Consider the following 16,690-nt stretch of genomic DNA (forward strand, 5'->3'; position numbering starts at 1 on the left):
GCGCCTGCCTCTTAAAGCCGCTACAGCTGGGGACGGCAAGGAGCACACATGAGGTGGCAAGGATCAGATAAGGGGCGGCGCGACGATATTCAAGACGTGCGCGGCACGCGGCCCGCGCGCGGCGGCGCGATGAAGCTTGGCGGCGGCAGCATCATCGTCGTGATCATTGCGGCGGTGCTCAGCCAGGTGACCGGGATCAATCTCATGGGCCTGGTCGGCGGCGGTGGTGGCAGCGGTGGCGGCACCGGCGGCGGAACGTCTGCGCCGGCGCAAACCGATGTGGCGGTCGAAGAAACCGAGCAAACGCGCGAGATGAAGGTATTTCTCAACCGCGTCATGAACGACGTGCAAGACGTCTTCGCGACGCAGTTCAGCCAAGAGCGGTTGGCTAAGCCCTATCGGCTCTCCAAGCTCAAGGTGTTTGCGGAAGCGGTGCAGACCAGCTGCGGCGTCGCCGGCTCCGACACCGGGCCGTTCTATTGCCCCGGCGATGAATTCGCCTACCTCGACATGTCATTTTTCAAGACGCTCGCCGACAAGCTCGATGCGCCAGGCGACTTTGCACAGGCCTATGTCATCGCGCATGAGATGGGTCACCATGCGCAGAAGATCTTGGGCATAAACGACTTGGTCGCGCAAAAACAGCGCGCGCTACCCGAAGAAGAAGGCAACCAATGGTCGGTTAGACAAGAGCTGCAAGCCGATTGCTATGCCGGCGTGTGGGGTCATTACAAGCAGCCCGGGAAATCGACGGGCGGCTTTGTGCTTGAGCCTGGCGATATCGACGAAGGCATCAAGGCGGCCCTCGAGATTGGCGACGATCGACTACAAAAACGCGCCGGCGGTGGGGTAAATCCTGAGCAATGGACCCACGGGTCGTCGGCGCAGCGAATAAGCTGGTTTCGCCGCGGCCTGGAGGCCGGCAAGCTGTCGGCATGTGACACGTTTTCAGGCGCCTATAAATCGCTGTAGACAGGGCCGGCAATATGAAAGAACCTTTACACATGAGCGTTTGGGCCACCTATCGTCGTAACGGCCTAGGCGTGGTGCTGGCGGTGCTTGGCGGTGCGTCCGTGGCTGGGTGCCAGTTTGATACGCGCGCGGCGGCGTATACCGATGACGGCAACAATCCGCCCCCGGATGGTGGTGACGACGCGCCACCCGATGGCCCGGTGGAGGTCGCGCCGGCGGACTGCCCGAACGACTATCTCGCGGTGCCGGGCGCGCCGGGCACATCAAAGTATAAACTGCGAAATTCAAAAGAAACGTGGGCCGACGCGCGCACCATCTGTGCATTTGAAGCTGATGAAAATGCGGTGTCGCGGACGCACTTGGTAACGCTCGAAACGCCCGCCGAATTTGACGCCATCGCCACCCTCTACGACACCGACGAGCATCACCTAGGCCTGACAAGAGTTAATCAGGATGCCCAGTGGGAGTGGGTCACGGCAGAGATCGCGGACATGGACTTGGTGCCCTGGGCGCAGGGCGAGCCAGAAAGTTACGATTTTTGCGCGCAGGTCGACGAGCTCGACGGTCCACAAGGGTCCGGCGGCGTGATGCGCGTGTACGGCGCAGGTTGCCTAAGGCACATAAACGCAAATTTGTCTGCGAATGCCAAGACGGTCTAGGCGACGACTTGTTTCCCTAAATCAGGACTATGTCCTTCAACGAGGTGCGCGTGAATCGGTGCCAGCGCTCTGCGGCAAAGAAAGCTGCACGCGCGCCTCGGTCGTGAGCTCATCATAGTGGCTCCAACACACCGGCACATAGTGTTCATTGCCGCCGAGCAAGACCTGGGGACCATCGATGGCCGCGACGCCATCGACCAGGCGCAGGTTGCAGGTCGCCTTGCGATGACAACGCACGCAGGTCACCTTGATTTCTTCGAGCGCATCGGCGACTTCCATCAAGCGTTGCGCGCCGGGAAAGAGGCGGGTGCGAAAGTCGGTGCGCAGGCCATAGCAAATCACGGGCACGCCGGGCGAGATGGTGATGCGGCGAAACGCGTCGATGATCGCGGGGCTTAAGAACTGCGCCTCGTCGACCAAGATGCAATCGACACCGGCAAACTGATCGGGCGACAGCACGGTGTCCGCATCGATCATGATATCGGCCCGCGCCTCGAGGCCCGCGCGCGACGCGATCAGATCGGCGCCGAAGCGGTCGTCGAGGCGCGGCTTAACCAGCACGACGCGCTTGCCCTGGCTGCGATAATTGTGCGCGACGGCCAAGAGGTTGAGCGTCTTGGCGCTGTCCATGGTGCCGTATCGAAAATAGAGTTTCGCCACGGGGCGTAGCTTACCCGGTTGGGCTGATAGCACCATCAGACGCCGGGCCATGACGTCGCCTCAATTAGCGAATTGGGGCCGGATCGCGCGATCATTTCGCTTGTGCCTGGGCCGCAAACTGCCTAAAAAAGAACATGGCAAATTCACGAGGCGGATGGCGCGGCGCGCTAATGGTGCTGTCGATGGCGCTCCACGCCTGCGCCACCGCAGATACCACCCTTGGGCCGCAGCCAGATGGCCCTCCCCCGGTTGATGCCGCGCCCGACAGCCCTGGGGAGGATGGGCCAGCCGACGCAACACCCGATAGCTCCCCTGATAGCTCACCCGATGGCAGCCCAGACGCGGCTCCGGATGCGGGGCCCGGCGATGCGTGCGCCACCGCACAAAATATTACGGCCGCCGCTTCGCAAGCGGGTGGCACCACGATCAACGGCACTACCACGGGCGGCGTCGATAACGTGCTGACGCCATCTACGTGCACTGGCTATGGAACCGATGGCCCCGATGATGTGTACGCGATCACCGTGATTGCAGGGGATGTCGTGTCGATCACAATGGACCCCACAACCTCATGGGACGCTAGCGTTCAGTTAGTGGCGGCTTGCGGGGAGGTGTCCTGCCTTGCCGGTACTGACGGCGGCCTATCCGGCATCACGGAGCTGGTGCAGCACACCTTCACCGCGGCAGGCACGTTTTACGTCGTCGCGGATAGCTGGGACTCAGGCGTGAGCGGCCCCTATGCCCTTACCGTTATCATCACGCACCCGTAGTCGCGCTGAGCCTGATGGGACATGAGCCATGCACCGGCTCGCGGCCACGTAAGCGCGGTTTGTGCTTGCGCAGCAGCCGCGGCCAGGGTTATGTCCGACCCATAATGAGCAAGCATACGGGGCCAAGCGGGTGGGTCGGGCGGATGGCGTTGGCGGTCCTCGCGCTGGGCTTGTGCCACTGTGCCGAAGCAAAATTCGAAGTCATTGCGGCGCCGGATGCACCGCCACCGCCAAACCCACCTACCGACGCGCCACCCGAGGACGCGCCCGTGGTGCCTGATGCGCCCTCGCTCGATGCCCCCATTGATGCGCTACCTGATAGTGGATCGAGCGATGCGGGTGCAGACGCATCGACTGACGGACCTGTTGATGGCGGCACTGATGGCCCGGTTGACGCGCCCGTCGATGCACCGCCGCCGCCGCCCGGCGACGTCTGCGCCACGGCCTTCGATATTACGGCGCAGGCCAAGCTCGCCGGCGGCTATGCGGCGCAGGCCACGACGCTTGGCTTTAACAGCGACGAATACAATAGTTGCGGTTTTGGTTCGTACGCGGGGCTCGACCGCGTGTATCGCTTCGACCTCGCCGTAGGCGACATCTTGACGGTGCTGGCGGCGCCTACCGGCGGCAGTGGCGTCGACATGGCGCTGTCCCTAAACAATGGCTGCGGCTCGGCCGACATCTGCGCGAACGCTGCGGACTCGGGGTTCACCGACGATCAAGAGGTGATGGTGTGGATCGCCGACGCGACGTCCACGTTCTATCTCTATGTCGATGCCTATTACATCAACACCGGCGGCACGTTCTCGCTCAACGTTATCATCAGCACGCCGCCGCCGCCGACGCCGTAAGGCCAAGCGCGCTAGGGCGCAGGCGCCGTCAGGCCAACGCCAAGCTCAGCCAGCGCCAGGTCGCGCTGCGCACTGCTGATATAACGCTGCGCATGCATGCTACGCACTAAGCGCGCGGCGCGTCGACCCAGCCACGCGGCGCGCACGCTGGGATTGCGGCGAAAAGGATTGGGCAGGGCGACGGCGAGGCGCGCCGCTTGCGCGGGCGACAGCTCGCGCGCGGATCGCTTGTAGTAGCGCCGGCTGGCCGCCTCGATGCCAAAGATGCCGTCGCCCCACTCTGCGAGGTTGAGATAAAGCTCCAGGATGCGTTCCTTGGACAGATCGCGCTCGAGCCGCATCGCGATCAATAATTCGCGCGCCTTGCGAATATAGGTGCGGTCCGGCGAGAGGTAGAGGTTTTTTGCGAGCTGCTGTGTGATGGTCGAGCCCCCGCGCTGGGTGGCCTCCACGCCAGCTTCAAGCGCCGACTCGGCCGCGGCCTCGAGCGCATCCATGTCAAAGCCGTCGTGCCGCCAGAACGTATCATCCTCGGCGAGCACCACGGCGTGGCGCATGAACGGCGAAATCTCATCGAGGCGACGCCAGGTCCATTGCAGTCGCCATGGCTTTTTGCTCGCGGCCGCCGCCTGTTTTCGCATCTCGATAAAAGCGCTTGTGGGAGGATTGTGCGCGGCGAGCCGTGTGACGCTGGGCACCGACCACCAAAAACCGAGGGTGACTATGGCGCCGACGAGCGTGAGGAGTTCGGCCATCCGCGCAAGCCATCGGCCCAGCACGCGCGACCAAGACCGAGGCGACGCCCCACGCACCGCCGCTGCCTTTCGGGAGGCCGATACGTGTTGCTTTGCCTTGCCCATGCGCGTCGCCCGAAACCAGATGCCTACCAGATCTGCGCGGCCCGCGCTATTGACAGCATTGGACCATCGGGGTACGAAACCGCCGATCGCTTGGGGTTATAGCTCAGTTGGTAGAGCGCTAGAATCGCACTCTAGAGGTCAGGGGTTCGAGACCCCTTAACTCCACAAGCATTAGGGTTGGGTTTGGCGGCCACGTCGCTTCCGCGGCGGGGCGCCTGGCGCTAAAACGTCGTGGTGCTCGGTGCCACGGAATTATCAGCGATTGCCAAGCTCGCGCGGTTGCACTTAGACGCCGCGGAGCAACACGAGCTCGCCGGCGAACTAACCGACGTGCTGGCCCACATGGCGGTACTCGCCGCGGTGAACACCGAGGGCATCGCCCCCATGATCTACGGCGCCGCGCCCCACGCGGGAGGCGAGGCCGCGAACACAAGTGGCGGCGACACCGTCGCCGAAGACGTCTTGCCGGTCGCGGTCGCGGTCGGCGGCGCCGCGGTGGTGCGCGCCGGGCAATTTGTCGTGCCTAACGTCATGCCGGAGCGGCCGTGAGCGCCGAGGTGTTGACATGGAGCGTGCGCCACATGCGCGGCGCGGTTGCGCGCGGCGAGATCAGCGCCCGCGCGTTGGCGGAAACGTATCTGACGCGGATCGCGGCGCAAAACGACGTGCTTGGCGCCTACCTCGCCGTGCCTCGCGATGGCGAGCATAGCGCGATGGCCGTCGCCGAAGCCGTCGATCACAAGCGTGCGCGTGGCGAGGCCTTGGGCACGCTGGCCGGCGTGCCGCTCGGCATCAAAGATGTCATCGTAACGCGCGGGGTGGCGACGACGGCAGGATCAAAACTATTGCAAGACTGGGTCCCGCCCTACGACGCAACGGTGATGACGCGGCTGCGCGGGCAAGACGCGGTCATGCTTGGCAAGCTCAATTGCGACGAGTTCGCGATGGGCAGCAGCAACGAGCACTCGGCCTATGGGCCTTGCAAAAATCCATGGGACCTGACGCGCGTACCAGGCGGCAGCTCGGGCGGCAGCGCCGCGGCGGTTGCGGCGGGCTTGTGTGCGGCCAGCCTTGGGAGCGATACCGGTGGCTCGATTCGCCAACCGGCGGCCTTTTGCGGCATCGCCGGGCTAAAACCAACGTATGGCTTGGTGTCGCGCTATGGCCTCATTGCCTTCGCGTCGTCGCTTGATCAGATAGGCCCGATGGGGCGTCACGTCGACGATCTAGCGATCTTGCTCGAGGCAATGATCGCGCATGATCCGCACGATGGCACAAGCGTCGCCGCGCCGCAGGCCGAGCGCGTGGTGCGCGAAATCGCGGCCCATTCGCCCCACGCTGGCTCGTTGCAGGGGCTGCGCGTCGGCTTGCCGCGCGAATACATGGAGGGCGAGGTCGCGCCCGCGATTGCCACCGCGGTTGCCGCCGCCGCCACCATGTTGCGCGACGCGGGCGCCGACGTGGTGGAAATGTCTTTGCCGCATACGACCTTGGCCTTGCCGACCTACTACCTCATCGCACCGGCGGAGGCCTCGGCCAACCTCGCGCGGTTCGACGGCATTCGCTATGGCAAAAACCTCGCGGACGCCGCCGCCCCGCTTACGGAGATGTATGAACAAACGCGCGGCCGTGGCTTTGGCCCCGAGGTAAAGCGCCGCATCATGCTCGGCACGTATGCGCTGCGCACCGGCTATTACGACGCCTATTTCAAGAAGGCACAGCAAGTGCGCGCGCTGATTCGCCAAGACTTCATCGACATGCCGGTCGACATGGTGCTAACGCCGACGACACCGACCACAGCGTTTCGCGCCGGCGAAAAAAGCGATCCGGTGGCGATGTATCTCGCCGATATCTTCACCTTGGCGTGCAATCTCGCCGGCGTGCCTGGCATGTCGGTGCCGGTGGCCATGGCCGACGGTCTGCCCATTGGGGTGCAGCTGATGGGCAAATGGTTTGGCGAGGCAAAGCTGCTGCGCGCCGGCGCGGTAATTGAGGCGGGCGCGGGCATGGTGACGTTGCGGCCACCGATGATGGCCAAGCAGGAGGCCGCGTGAGCGATGCGGCGATGCCCCTGGCTCAGGGCGCGTGGGAAGCGGTCATTGGCCTCGAGGTGCACGTGCAGCTCGCCACCACGCACAAACTACTCTCGCGGGTCCCCGTCGCCTTTGGCGCTGATCCGAACGAGCTGACTAGCCCCGTGGTACTCGGTTTGCCCGGTGCGTTGCCGGTGCTCAATCGCGAGGCGGGGCTGCTCGCGGCAAGGCTCACGCTGGCAGTGGGCGGCACGCTCAACCAAACGTCGAATTTTTCTCGCAAGCAGTATTTTTACCCAGATTTGCCCAAGGGCTATCAAATTACGCAGTGGGACCTGCCGATCTGCGAGGGCGGGGCGGTGGAATACTTTGCCGGAACCGAGGTGGCATCGGCGCAGCTGGCGCGCATCCACATGGAAGAAGATGCCGGCAAGAGTACGCATGCGGGGGCACATTCCCTTGTCGACTTAAATCGCGCTGGCGTGCCGCTGGTTGAAGTGGTTACCACGCCGTGCATGAGCTCGGCGGCGCAGGCCGCAGAGTTTATGCGCGCGCTGCATCGCTTAGTGGTGGCGCTTGGCGTGTGTCATGGCGACCTGGAAAAAGGCCAGCTGCGTTGCGACGCCAACGTGTCAATTCGCCGCGTCGGCGCCACCGCCCTAGGCACCCGCACCGAGCTTAAAAATATCAATTCGTTTCGCTTCGTCGAGCGCGCGATCGAACACGAAATCGCGCGACAAATTGCCTTGGTCGAGGCCGGCGGCGTGGTGACCCAGGAAACGCGGCTATGGGATCCGGACCACGCCGTATCGGTGCCGATGCGCAGCAAAGAGGAAGCCAACGACTATCGCTACATGCCGGATCCGGATCTGCCGCCGCTCGTGCTTACCAACGACGAGATCGCGCACTTGCGCGTCGCGCTGCCGGAACTGCCGATGGCCACCTATCGGCGCTATGTGGCGGCGGGGCTGGCGAGCGATGACGCCAAGACCCTGGTCGCCGCGCCGGAGCTCGCGGCCTATCTCGACGACGCGTGCGCCGCCGAGCAGGCGCTCGCGCCCAAGACCTTGGCTAATTGGATCGTCAGCGAGCTGGTCGGCGCGCTCGGCGCGCGCGGGCTGCTGCTCGCCGATTGCCCGGTCACGCCGCCGCGGCTGGCAGCCTTGGTTGCCTTGGTCCACAGCGAGGCCATCAGCGGCAAGATTGGCAAAGATGTCGTGGTCGCGATGTTCGACGACGTGCGCGAACCCGCGGCGATCGTCGAGGCCAACGGCTGGTCGCAGATTCGCGACGAGGCGGCCATCGCCGCGGTCGCGCAGCGCATCGTCCTAGCCAACGCGCGTCAGGCCGAAGCCTACCGCGCTGGCAACGACAAGCTCATCGGCTTCTTCGTCGGCCAGGTGCTCAAGGAATTCGGCGGCCGCGCCGATCCAAAAATTGTGCAGCGCTTGGTGCGCGAGGCGTTGCTCGCTGGTGGCGCCCCGGGCGCTTAGCCGCGTGCCCCAGCCGCCTTGGGCGCGAATTGGCCGCGGGCTCTAATTGCATGCCTCGGGCGCTGCCGGTAGGTTTGCGCCATGCTCGACCCAGCCAAGATGGATGCCGTATTGCGCCGTGGTGGCGATGTCGCCACGGTCGTCGCGGGGTGGCGCGCGGCTGACGAACGCCGTCGCAAACTGCAAGGCGACCTAGATACGCTGCGCCAGGCGCGCAACGGCGCCAACGACAAGATGGCCAGGCTCGATAAGAAATCGCCGGAGTTTGCCGCCGCGCGCGATGAACTTAAAGATCTATCGGGGCGCATCAAGAGCGGCGAGGGAGAGCTCGCGCAGCTCGAAGCGCAGTGCGACGCGGCGCTGGTCAATATTCCTAATGCGCCCCATCCGTCTGTGCCCGAGGGCGGCGGCGAAGGCGGCAACACCGTGCTGCACACGTGGGGGGACAAACCGACGTTCGCGTTCGAGCCAAAGGCGCACTGGGACTTGGGCGAGGCGCTCGGTATCCTCGATTTCGCGACGGGCGCCAAAATCTCGGGCGCGCGCTTCACGGTGCTGCGCGATTGGGGCGCCCGGCTCACCCGCGCGCTGATGAACTACATGATCGACAGCCACACCAGCCGCGGCTATCGCGAGGTGTGGCCGCCTGCCTTGGTCAAGCGCGCCTCGCTCGAGGGCACCGGCCAGCTACCAAAGTTTGCGGCCGACGTGTTTAAAATCGAGCGTCTCGAGGGCAACGAGCCGAGTGAGCAACTGCCCGCAAACGATTTGTTTTTGTCGCCGACCGCGGAGGTGCAGGTCACCAACATGTATCGCGACGAAATCTTCGAAGCCGACGCGGTGCCGGCTTACTTCTGCGCGTACTCGCCATGTTTTCGCGCCGAGGCGGGCGCCTATGGCAAGGATACGCGTGGCCTAATTCGCCAACACCAATTCGACAAGGTCGAGCTGGTGAAATTTGTTGCGCCCGAGACCAGCTACGACGAGCTCGACCGCTTACGCGCCGATGCCGAGCACATCTTGCAGGGCCTTGGCCTTCACTACCGCGCGATGACGCTTTGCACGGGCGACCTCGGCTTTGGCGCGGCCAAGACCTACGATCTCGAGGTCTGGTTGCCGGGGCAAAACGCCTACCGCGAGATCTCGTCATGCTCGAACTTCGAAGACTTCCAGGCACGCCGCGCCAAAATCCGATATCGCCCCGCAGCGGGGGAAAAGCCGCGCCCGCTGCACACCATCAATGGGTCGGGCCTGGCCATTGGGCGCACGCTGGTGGCAATTATCGAGCAATATCAACAAGCCGACGGATCGGTGTTGGTGCCGCCGGCGCTGCGCCCGTATGTCGGCGGAATTGAACGAATTACCAAACTTTGAGGAACCCAGTTAGCTGGGCAGGTGTCCCAAGAGTAGGTACATTGTGACCAACATGTCCGACGATCTCCCTCAACGCTCGGCGCAACCGCTGGATCCGGAGCTCATCGCGCTCAGCCGACCGCGTCCGACGATCACGATGATCACGGCGGCGGCGGTGGTCCTCGTCGCCGTGGTGCTGTTGTGGCGCACCAATGCCGATCGGAAGTTTGTTTGGCGCGCCGGTGAGGTCACGACCATCACGGCACGTGGTGCAGGCGCCGCCCACGTGGAGTCCATGGTGAAGCTGCCTGAGGCGACGCTCGACTATGGCAGCGCGCTCCGCATTCGCACCGGCAAGCACGATCGAGGGATACGGCTGGCGCCGGTCGGTGGCAGCAACTTATCCCTGTGGGTGGCCGCCGATGGCCACGCGTGGAGCGCGCCGAACGTCGCGGAAGCCGACCGCCCAGCCGCGCAAGCCGTCGCCTACCAAGGACGATTGCGTAGGATCGCGGACACCAAGTTCGCCGACCAGCTCACGGCTTATATGAAGCAGCCGCAGCCGGTTGCCTTTGCTGCCGCCGACTTGCGCGCGGCGCTGGCATCGGGCGCATCATCGATTATATCGGTGACTGGCGATGCGATTGCTATGCCTCCGCCGGCCACCAAGCTCGAGTTCGAGGTTGCAAATCCCGGCGCCGTGCAGTTGCAGTGCGTGTTTGTCGCCAAACATGTCGATGTCGCGGCGTGGAGGCAGAAGCTGCAGACCGTGCTTGGCGTCGATGTTGGCGCGCCGGTAGCGGAAACGCCGTACGTCGCCACGTTTCGCCTCGACGCGCTGCCGCCTGCGCTGCCGACGCCGGCCGCGGTGACGCAGGCGCTAGCTGCTGCCGGCCTGGCATGGACGGTGGAAGTTTCGCCGGCGATGGTGCGCCACGTCGCGACGCTGGCGGAGGTAGCCGCGGCCAATGATGTTGTCCGCATTTCGGATAACGTGGCACTGGCCTGGCGCGATATCGACGTGGTCGCGTTGTGGCTGCCGCGCGCGGTGCCCAGCGATGCGCGCGTTATCCTGGTTCACGACGACGGGTCTACCTATTGGTACATCACGCCGCTGGTGATCGCATTGGTCATCTTGCTTGGGCTATTTATTTGGGCCTTTGTGCGCGCGTGGCGCTACGAGGCGCAAGAAGCCCGCGCGCAACAGTTGCTGCGCGATTTGCAGCGCAATTCGGTTGCCTAGGGCTAGCGCAGCGGCGTGTCGGTGCGGCGATACAGCATGCGCCAAATCGGTAGGCCGGTCTGCTCGGCGTTCATCTCGCGCCATGAGCGCACGCCAAACGGATGCCGGCCGCGCCAAAATCGCCACGGTTCGTGCTGATTAACGAAATAGGCCTCCAGGCCCTCAAACAACGCCAGCGACTCGATCGCGAGCTCCCAGACGTCGGTCTGCATCAGCACGTCACCGCCAGGCTTGGTCATGCGCGCGACGCTGCGCATGAGGACGTCGTCGACCATGCGTCGTTTGTGGTGCCGGCGTTTAAACCACGGGTCGGGAAAATTAATGTAGACGCGATCGACGCTCGCCTCGGGAAACAGCATGTCGGCGTGCACCTGGGCGTGGCAAAATACGGCGTGCACCGGCGCGCCTGTGGTAGCCGCTTGCTTGTTCACGAGGTCGACGAGGTCCTCGCGGATTTCGAGGCCGACGTATTGCCGCTGCGGATCAACCGCCGCGCGCTCAAAGAGAAACTGCGCCTCGGCACAGCCAATCTCCACTTCGATTGGCCGAGTTAGATCGAGCACAGGTGGCGAGCCGCGAAACACATCGAAGCTCGCCGCCATCGGATTAACGTGTTGCCGCACGCGCATAGGGACGCGGCAAACTGCCACCGAGGCGCCGGGGCCGCAACGGCAAAAGCGAGGCAATGCGCCGCGGCCCCTAATTCGCGGCGAGCTCGGCGGCTACTTGGTCGTACCAAGCGCCGACGCGGCGGCGAAAGGGCCACATCCAGCCATAATCGCCGCCACAAAACTGCGCGATGATGTGCGCTCGAAACGCCGGGGTTAAGGCCGCCGCCCCGTACACTTCGTAGGTGGCCGCGATGGTCTGCGCATAGGCCTCCCATTCCAGCCGCGCCCGCGAATAGGCGAGCCCAAGCGGCAGCGGCCAGCCGGCGTACCGCAGCATCATCCCCAGGTGCCCATAGCGCTTGAACTGCGCCATGTGGACGGCTTCGTGGCGCAGCAAGATGTAGCGCGCAGCCGGGCTCAGGTCATGCCACGCGCCGCAGACATAAAGGCGCTGGCCCCATGTGGTGTGAAAATGGCGAACGTAGCCACGCGCCGCGCCCAACGTAACGATGGCGAGCAAGGTGCCGACAACGCGCTGCGACTTGCGGCCGGCCTTTTCGAGGACGGCATAGCGCGGAAACCTTGCGCGCAGCTCCGCCTCGAATTCGCCTAGGCGAGCACCAACGTCGGCCGCGATTTGCAAGCCAAAAGCGTAACGCAAAACGCGCACAAACGAGCCAAAAACCGCGCGCGCGGGCTGATCATTTTTTAACCCTGCCCTAGAGTGTGCAGCCCGTGTCGCTCGACCTCGCCAGACTAAATGCGCCGCAACGCGAAGCGGTGGTGCACGGAAGCGGCCCGCTGCTGGTGCTCGCCGGGGCCGGCTCCGGCAAGACGCGCGTCATCACGTATCGCATCGCCCAGTTGCTCGAGCGCGGGGTGCCGCCGCAGGCGATCTGCGCGCTCACGTTTACCAACAAGGCGGCCGAAGAAATGCGCGAGCGCGTGGCGCACCTCCTGGGCGATCGCAAGACTGCGGCGCAGCTCTCTATGGGCACCTTTCACGCGCTGGGTTTGACCATTCTGCGCAGCGAGCGCAAGGCCATGCGCATGCCCAAGGGCTTTATCATCTATGACCAAGCCGACCAAATGGGCGTGCTGCGGGAGGCGCTGCGAAATACCCACGATATCGGTCGCGATGGCGAGCGCCGCTATGACGTCAAGGCAATCTTGGCGCGCATCTCGCTCGCGAAAAACAAGTTCATCACGCCCGAGGCCTACGTGCCGCGCGACGCCGATGAATACGACTGGGTCACGGCACAGGTGTATCCAAATTACCAAGAACAGCTGCGCGCCTGCGCGGCATTTGATTTTGACGACTTGATCGTCGAGCCGGTGCGCCTGCTCGATACGCCCGAAATCGGCGCGCGGTGGAAGGCACGCTTTGCCTACGTCATGGTCGATGAGTATCAAGACACCAATGCGGCGCAGCTGCGCATGGTCAAGGCGCTGGTCGAGCAGCACAATAATTTGTGCGTCGTCGGCGATGACGATCAATCGATCTATTCGTGGCGCGGTGCCGATCCGACCAACATTCTGAAGTTTGCCGACATGTTCGCCGGCGCCAAGGTGGTCAAGCTCGAGCAAAACTATCGCTCGACCAAGACCATTCTCGGCGCGGCCAATGCGGTGATTGCGAACAACAGCAATCGCCACGGCAAGACGCTGTGGTCAGACCTGACGTCCGGCGACGCCATCACGCATGCGGTCGCGGCGACGGTCGAACAAGAGGCGCAGTTTGTCGCGCGCGAGCTGACTAGGCTGCACGACGAGGGGCGGCGCTGGCAAGACATTGCGGTGATGTACCGTTCCAACATTCAGGCAAAAGCCCTAGAAGAGGAGCTGCGGGCCCATAGCGTGCCCTACGTGATGTTTGGCGGTCAGCAGTTTTTCGAGCGCAAGGAGGTCAAAGACGTTATCGCGTATCTGCGCGCGGCGCTCAACCCGCGCGATGAGTTGGCAATCCGACGCATCATCAATTATCCGGGCCGTGGCATCGGCGGGAACACGCTTGAGCGCTTGCTGGCGCGCGCGCACGACCGGCATGCCCACCTGTGGGAGGCGGTGCACGCGACGGCGCAGGGGTCGGGACGACAAGGCTCATTGCTTGACGGTGCGACGGCCGCGCATGATGCGCCGAGCAAGGCGACGCGCGAAGACCTGATCGACGAAGAGATTCGACCGGCCACGCAGACGGCGCTGGCAGGCTTTGTTGGCATCATGAACCAGCTCACGCGCGATCTGGCGACGACGGACGTCGCCGCCGCGGTACGTGCGCTCATCGAACGCATCGATTTGTATGCCGATTTGCGCGCCGCCTCGACCTCGGGCGGCATTGCCCAGCGCCGCATCGAAAACGTCGAGGGCCTCATCGCGTCGCTGCAAAAGCAGCAGGCGCGCGCGCCGGGCCGCGAGGCGCTGGCGCAATACCTGCGCAACCTCTCGCTGCAGACCGACAAGGACGAGGAAGAGCAGGGCGACCGCGTTATCCTCACCACGTTGCATGCCGCCAAGGGGCTCGAATTCCCGGTGTGTTTTGTGGTCGGGCTGGAGGAAGAATTGCTGCCGCACGTACGCACGCTGCAGCCGCAAGCGACCGATATTATGGATGGCGACCACGCCACCGACGTCAGCGAGGAACGTCGCCTGGCGTACGTCGGCATTACGCGCGCCCAGCGCAAGCTCTACCTCACCCGCGCCCTCACTCGGGTCGCGCGCGGCAAGGCGGTGCCGCGCACGCCGTCGAGGTTTCTCCTCGAGATTCCCGATGACCTGCTGGATGTCCGCGATATTGCAGAGGAAGCGGCGCAGGCCGTGCCCACAGAGGAAGTAAAGAGCTTCTTTGCGCAGTTTCGGTTTGAGGAATGACGCTGCGCTTGCTATCACGCGCGCATGAGAAAAATAGCATTGTGTGCGCTGCTGCTCGCGGCGGCGTGTTCTAAGAAATCGGGCTCGGCGGCGGGCATGACCGGCAGCGGCGCGGGCAGCCAAGCCGGCAGCGACGTCACCGCGACCGCGCGTGCCGCGCATGTCAACGCCGGTGGCATGTGGATGCCACAACAGATGGCGGGCTTCGCCGAGTTGTTTAAGACCCTCGGTGTGGAGGTCGCGGCCGAGGCGCTTACCAACCCACTCGCCGCGCCGTTGGCCGCGGTCGTAACGACGGGTGGCTGCACGGCGTCATTCGTCTCGCCGCAAGGCCTCATCATTACCAACCATCACTGCGTTCAGGGCGGCCTGCAATTCAATGCGACGCCGAGCGATAACCTGGTCGAAAACGGCTTTCTCGCCAAGGCCATGGCCGACGAGAAATCGATAGGCCCCAGCGGCCGCATTTGGGTGGCGCAAGCCTTCACCGATGTCACGGCCAAGATCAACGGCGGCCTGGCAGACATTACCGATCCAGCCGCGCGCTTTGCCGCGCTGGAAAAACGCGGCAAGGAGCAAATCGCGGCGTGCGAGAAAGATCGCCCCGAGCTGCGTTGCCGCCTGCACACCTATTTTCGCGGCGCCCTCGTCATCGAAGCCGAGTATCTTGAATTGCGCGACGTGCGCCTCGTGTACGTGCCGGCGCGCAGCATTGGCAACTACGGCGGCGACATCGACAACTGGGCGTGGCCGCGGCACACAGGCGACTATTCGTTCATGCGCGCCTACGTTGGCAAGGACGGCAAGCCGGCCGAATACAGCAAAGACAACGTGCCGTTCGCGCCCAAGCACTGGCTCAAGGTCAGCACCGCGGGCTTGGCCCCAAGTGACTTCGTGATGGTGACGGGCTATCCCGGCAGCACCAATCGCCTGCAAACCGCGAGCGAGCTTGCGGCCGACATCGAATCAAACCATCCGCGCTTCATCGCCTATTCCAAGCAGCGCATGGCGTTGCTCGACGGCTTCATCGCCGCCGCCGCTAAGCCCGACGCCACCGAGGCGCAAAAGGCCACGGCGATCAAGGCCGGCGTCATGCATCAGGGCGTGCAGAACTACCTCGAAAAATACGAAGGCATGATGACCGGCTTTGCCAAGAACGGCACGCTGGCGCAGAAGCAGGCCGCCGAGACGACGTTTGCGGCCTGGGTCGCGGCGGACGCCTCGCGTGCCAAGTACGGCGATGCGCTGGCCAAGGTGGAAACCATCCTCGCCGAGGCGCGGAAGCACGAGCGCGCGGATGAAGTGTTCATGAACACGGTGACGTCGTCGCGCTTGATGGGCACCGCGCTGGGGCTGGCGCGCATCGCCGAGGAGCGCGCAAAGGCGGATGCCGATCGCAAGCCGGGCTACCAAGCGCGAGACATGCCGATGCGCGAGGCGAGCCAAAAGTCGTTCACCAAGAACGTCGACCTAACCATCGATCGCGCGATGTTTAAGCTGGCGCTGCAAAATGCCGCGGGCGAAGCCGCCGAGCTTCGACCATGGCTGCATGGCCTGCTCGGCCTCAAGGCCGGCGCAACGATCGACGACAAGGTCATCGACGCCGCGCTCGATCGTTTCTACGGGCAGACCAAGCTCGCCGACGAAAAACTGCGCCTCGAGCTTTTAACCAAGGGCACCGCCAAGCAACTCAAGGCCTCGAAAGATCCCTTCATCGCCGCCGCGCTAATGGTGAAGCCGTTGTGGCTTGAGCGCGAGAAAATCGGCGAGACCCGCAGCGGCGATTTGCTGGTGCCGATGAATACGTACATGGAAGGCCTCATCGCGTCGGCCGGCGGCATGGTTGCCCCCGACGCCAATAGCTCGCTGCGCGTCAGCTTTGGCACGGTGCGCGGCTACACCGCCGATGGCGCCAAAGAGGCATATACGCCGTTTACCAAGGCGAGCGAAATCCTCGCCAAGCAAACCGGCAAGGAGCCGTTTGATGCCCCGGCGGCGCTGGTGGCCGCGATTGAAGCCAAGAACTGGGGAGGCTGGGCCGATAAGCGCCTTGGCGAAGTGCCGGTCAACTTTCTCTCGGACCTCGACATCACCAATGGCAACTCGGGCTCCCCGGTGCTAAATGGCAAAGGCGAACTAGTCGGACTTGCGTTTGACGGCAACATCGAGGGTATGTCTTCTGACGTCGTGTTCGACGGCCGCGCAACGCGCACCATCACGCTCGATATTCGCTACATGCTTTGGATCATGGACACCGTCGACAACGCAAAACACTTGCTTGCCGAAATGAACGTGTCCGCCCCGGCGCCGTAACGTC

15 protein-coding genes and 1 tRNA gene are annotated in these 16,690 nt (G+C 64.0%); 12 read left to right on the top strand and 4 right to left on the bottom strand.

The features are described from left to right. Positions 1-48: 48 nt before the first annotated feature. Positions 49-972 (top strand): neutral zinc metallopeptidase, encoded by a 924-nt coding sequence (locus IPL79_14150; protein ID MBK9072127.1) that lies wholly within the window; start codon positions 49-51, stop codon positions 970-972. Between the two features lie 32 nt (positions 973-1,004). Beyond that, positions 1,005-1,631: a C-type lectin domain-containing protein gene (locus IPL79_14155; protein ID MBK9072128.1), complete on the top strand. Its 627-nt coding sequence runs from the start codon at positions 1,005-1,007 to the stop codon at positions 1,629-1,631. Between the two features lie 36 nt (positions 1,632-1,667). Here the strand turns inward: IPL79_14155 and IPL79_14160 are convergent, their stop codons facing one another. Further along, a complete protein-coding gene (locus IPL79_14160) occupies positions 1,668-2,291 on the bottom strand; it encodes a thymidine kinase (protein MBK9072129.1) in 624 nt (207 codons plus the stop codon). Between the two features lie 134 nt (positions 2,292-2,425). Here IPL79_14160 and IPL79_14165 point away from each other — a divergent pair, with 134 nt between their 5' ends. Further along, positions 2,426-3,061 carry a hypothetical protein gene (locus IPL79_14165; GenBank protein MBK9072130.1) on the top strand — a complete coding sequence of 212 codons (636 nt, stop codon included), beginning with the start codon at positions 2,426-2,428 and terminating at the stop codon, positions 3,059-3,061. 104 nt (positions 3,062-3,165) lie between these two features. Then, the gene (locus IPL79_14170) at positions 3,166-3,912 is read left to right on the top strand and encodes a hypothetical protein (protein ID MBK9072131.1); all 747 of its coding nucleotides are present in this window, start codon (positions 3,166-3,168) and stop codon (positions 3,910-3,912) included. Between the two features lie 11 nt (positions 3,913-3,923). On the opposite strand, the gene mtgA is transcribed toward IPL79_14170, so the two are convergent. Further along, positions 3,924-4,667, bottom strand: a complete 744-nt coding sequence (gene mtgA / locus IPL79_14175) for a monofunctional biosynthetic peptidoglycan transglycosylase (protein MBK9072132.1) — start codon at positions 4,665-4,667, stop codon at positions 3,924-3,926. Positions 4,668-4,864: 197 nt separating this feature from the next. Between mtgA and IPL79_14180 the strand changes: the two genes are divergently transcribed. From IPL79_14180 to IPL79_14205, 6 genes are all read left to right on the top strand, one after another. Continuing rightward, positions 4,865-4,937: transfer RNA gene (locus IPL79_14180), tRNA-Ala, on the top strand. Between the two features lie 69 nt (positions 4,938-5,006). After that, positions 5,007-5,321: a hypothetical protein gene (locus tag IPL79_14185; protein ID MBK9072133.1), complete on the top strand. Its 315-nt coding sequence runs from the start codon at positions 5,007-5,009 to the stop codon at positions 5,319-5,321. A 32-nt stretch (positions 5,322-5,353) separates the two neighbouring features. Then, positions 5,354-6,826 (top strand): Asp-tRNA(Asn)/Glu-tRNA(Gln) amidotransferase subunit GatA, encoded by a 1,473-nt coding sequence (gatA, locus tag IPL79_14190; GenBank protein MBK9072134.1) that lies wholly within the window; start codon positions 5,354-5,356, stop codon positions 6,824-6,826. Positions 6,827-6,837: 11 nt separating this feature from the next. Beyond that, positions 6,838-8,298, top strand: coding sequence for an Asp-tRNA(Asn)/Glu-tRNA(Gln) amidotransferase subunit GatB (gene gatB, locus IPL79_14195; protein ID MBK9072135.1), 1,461 nt, complete (start codon positions 6,838-6,840; stop codon positions 8,296-8,298). A gap of 81 nt (positions 8,299-8,379) precedes the next feature. Continuing rightward, entirely contained in the window at positions 8,380-9,672 is a 1,293-nt protein-coding gene (gene serS / locus IPL79_14200) for a serine--tRNA ligase (protein ID MBK9072136.1), read from the top strand. 52 nt (positions 9,673-9,724) lie between these two features. Continuing rightward, on the top strand, positions 9,725-10,894 hold the full coding sequence (locus tag IPL79_14205) for a hypothetical protein (GenBank protein MBK9072137.1): 1,170 nt from the start codon (positions 9,725-9,727) through the stop codon (positions 10,892-10,894). Positions 10,895-10,896: 2 nt separating this feature from the next. Here IPL79_14205 and IPL79_14210 read toward each other — a convergent pair whose 3' ends face one another. Together IPL79_14210 and IPL79_14215 are read right to left on the bottom strand one after the other, a co-directional pair. After that, positions 10,897-11,496, bottom strand: coding sequence for a methyltransferase domain-containing protein (locus IPL79_14210; GenBank protein MBK9072138.1), 600 nt, complete (start codon positions 11,494-11,496; stop codon positions 10,897-10,899). 97 nt (positions 11,497-11,593) lie between these two features. Continuing rightward, positions 11,594-12,148, bottom strand: coding sequence for a hypothetical protein (locus IPL79_14215; protein ID MBK9072139.1), 555 nt, complete (start codon positions 12,146-12,148; stop codon positions 11,594-11,596). A gap of 92 nt (positions 12,149-12,240) precedes the next feature. On the opposite strand from IPL79_14215, the gene IPL79_14220 reads away from it, so the two are divergent. Together IPL79_14220 and IPL79_14225 are read left to right on the top strand one after the other, a co-directional pair. After that, positions 12,241-14,373, top strand: a complete 2,133-nt coding sequence (locus IPL79_14220) for a UvrD-helicase domain-containing protein (protein ID MBK9072140.1) — start codon at positions 12,241-12,243, stop codon at positions 14,371-14,373. 24 nt (positions 14,374-14,397) lie between these two features. Continuing rightward, positions 14,398-16,686 (top strand): S46 family peptidase, encoded by a 2,289-nt coding sequence (locus tag IPL79_14225; GenBank protein MBK9072141.1) that lies wholly within the window; start codon positions 14,398-14,400, stop codon positions 16,684-16,686. The last annotated feature ends 4 nt before the right edge of the window (positions 16,687-16,690 follow it).

It is taken from the genome of Myxococcales bacterium (genome assembly GCA_016716835.1).
Lineage (GTDB): Bacteria > Myxococcota_A > Polyangia > Haliangiales > Haliangiaceae > JADJUW01.

Excerpts from the sequence above, each read along its gene's own strand:
- IPL79_14170 (MBK9072131.1), top strand. The coding sequence starts at position 3,166 with ATGAGCAAGCATACGGGGCCAAGCGGGTGGGTCGGGCGGATGGCGTTG.
- IPL79_14225 (MBK9072141.1), top strand. The coding sequence starts at position 14,398 with ATGAGAAAAATAGCATTGTGTGCGCTGCTGCTCGCGGCGGCGTGTTCT.
- IPL79_14165 (MBK9072130.1), top strand. The coding sequence starts at position 2,426 with ATGGCAAATTCACGAGGCGGATGGCGCGGCGCGCTAATGGTGCTGTCG.
- IPL79_14205 (MBK9072137.1), top strand. The coding sequence starts at position 9,725 with ATGTCCGACGATCTCCCTCAACGCTCGGCGCAACCGCTGGATCCGGAG.
- IPL79_14150 (MBK9072127.1), top strand. The coding sequence starts at position 49 with ATGAGGTGGCAAGGATCAGATAAGGGGCGGCGCGACGATATTCAAGAC.
- IPL79_14155 (MBK9072128.1), top strand. The coding sequence starts at position 1,005 with ATGAGCGTTTGGGCCACCTATCGTCGTAACGGCCTAGGCGTGGTGCTG.
- IPL79_14210 (MBK9072138.1), bottom strand. The coding sequence starts at position 11,496 with ATGGCGGCGAGCTTCGATGTGTTTCGCGGCTCGCCACCTGTGCTCGAT.
- gatA (MBK9072134.1), top strand. The coding sequence starts at position 5,354 with ATGCGCGGCGCGGTTGCGCGCGGCGAGATCAGCGCCCGCGCGTTGGCG.
- serS (MBK9072136.1), top strand. The coding sequence starts at position 8,380 with ATGCTCGACCCAGCCAAGATGGATGCCGTATTGCGCCGTGGTGGCGAT.
- gatB (MBK9072135.1), top strand. The coding sequence starts at position 6,838 with ATGCCCCTGGCTCAGGGCGCGTGGGAAGCGGTCATTGGCCTCGAGGTG.
- mtgA (MBK9072132.1), bottom strand. The coding sequence starts at position 4,667 with ATGGCCGAACTCCTCACGCTCGTCGGCGCCATAGTCACCCTCGGTTTT.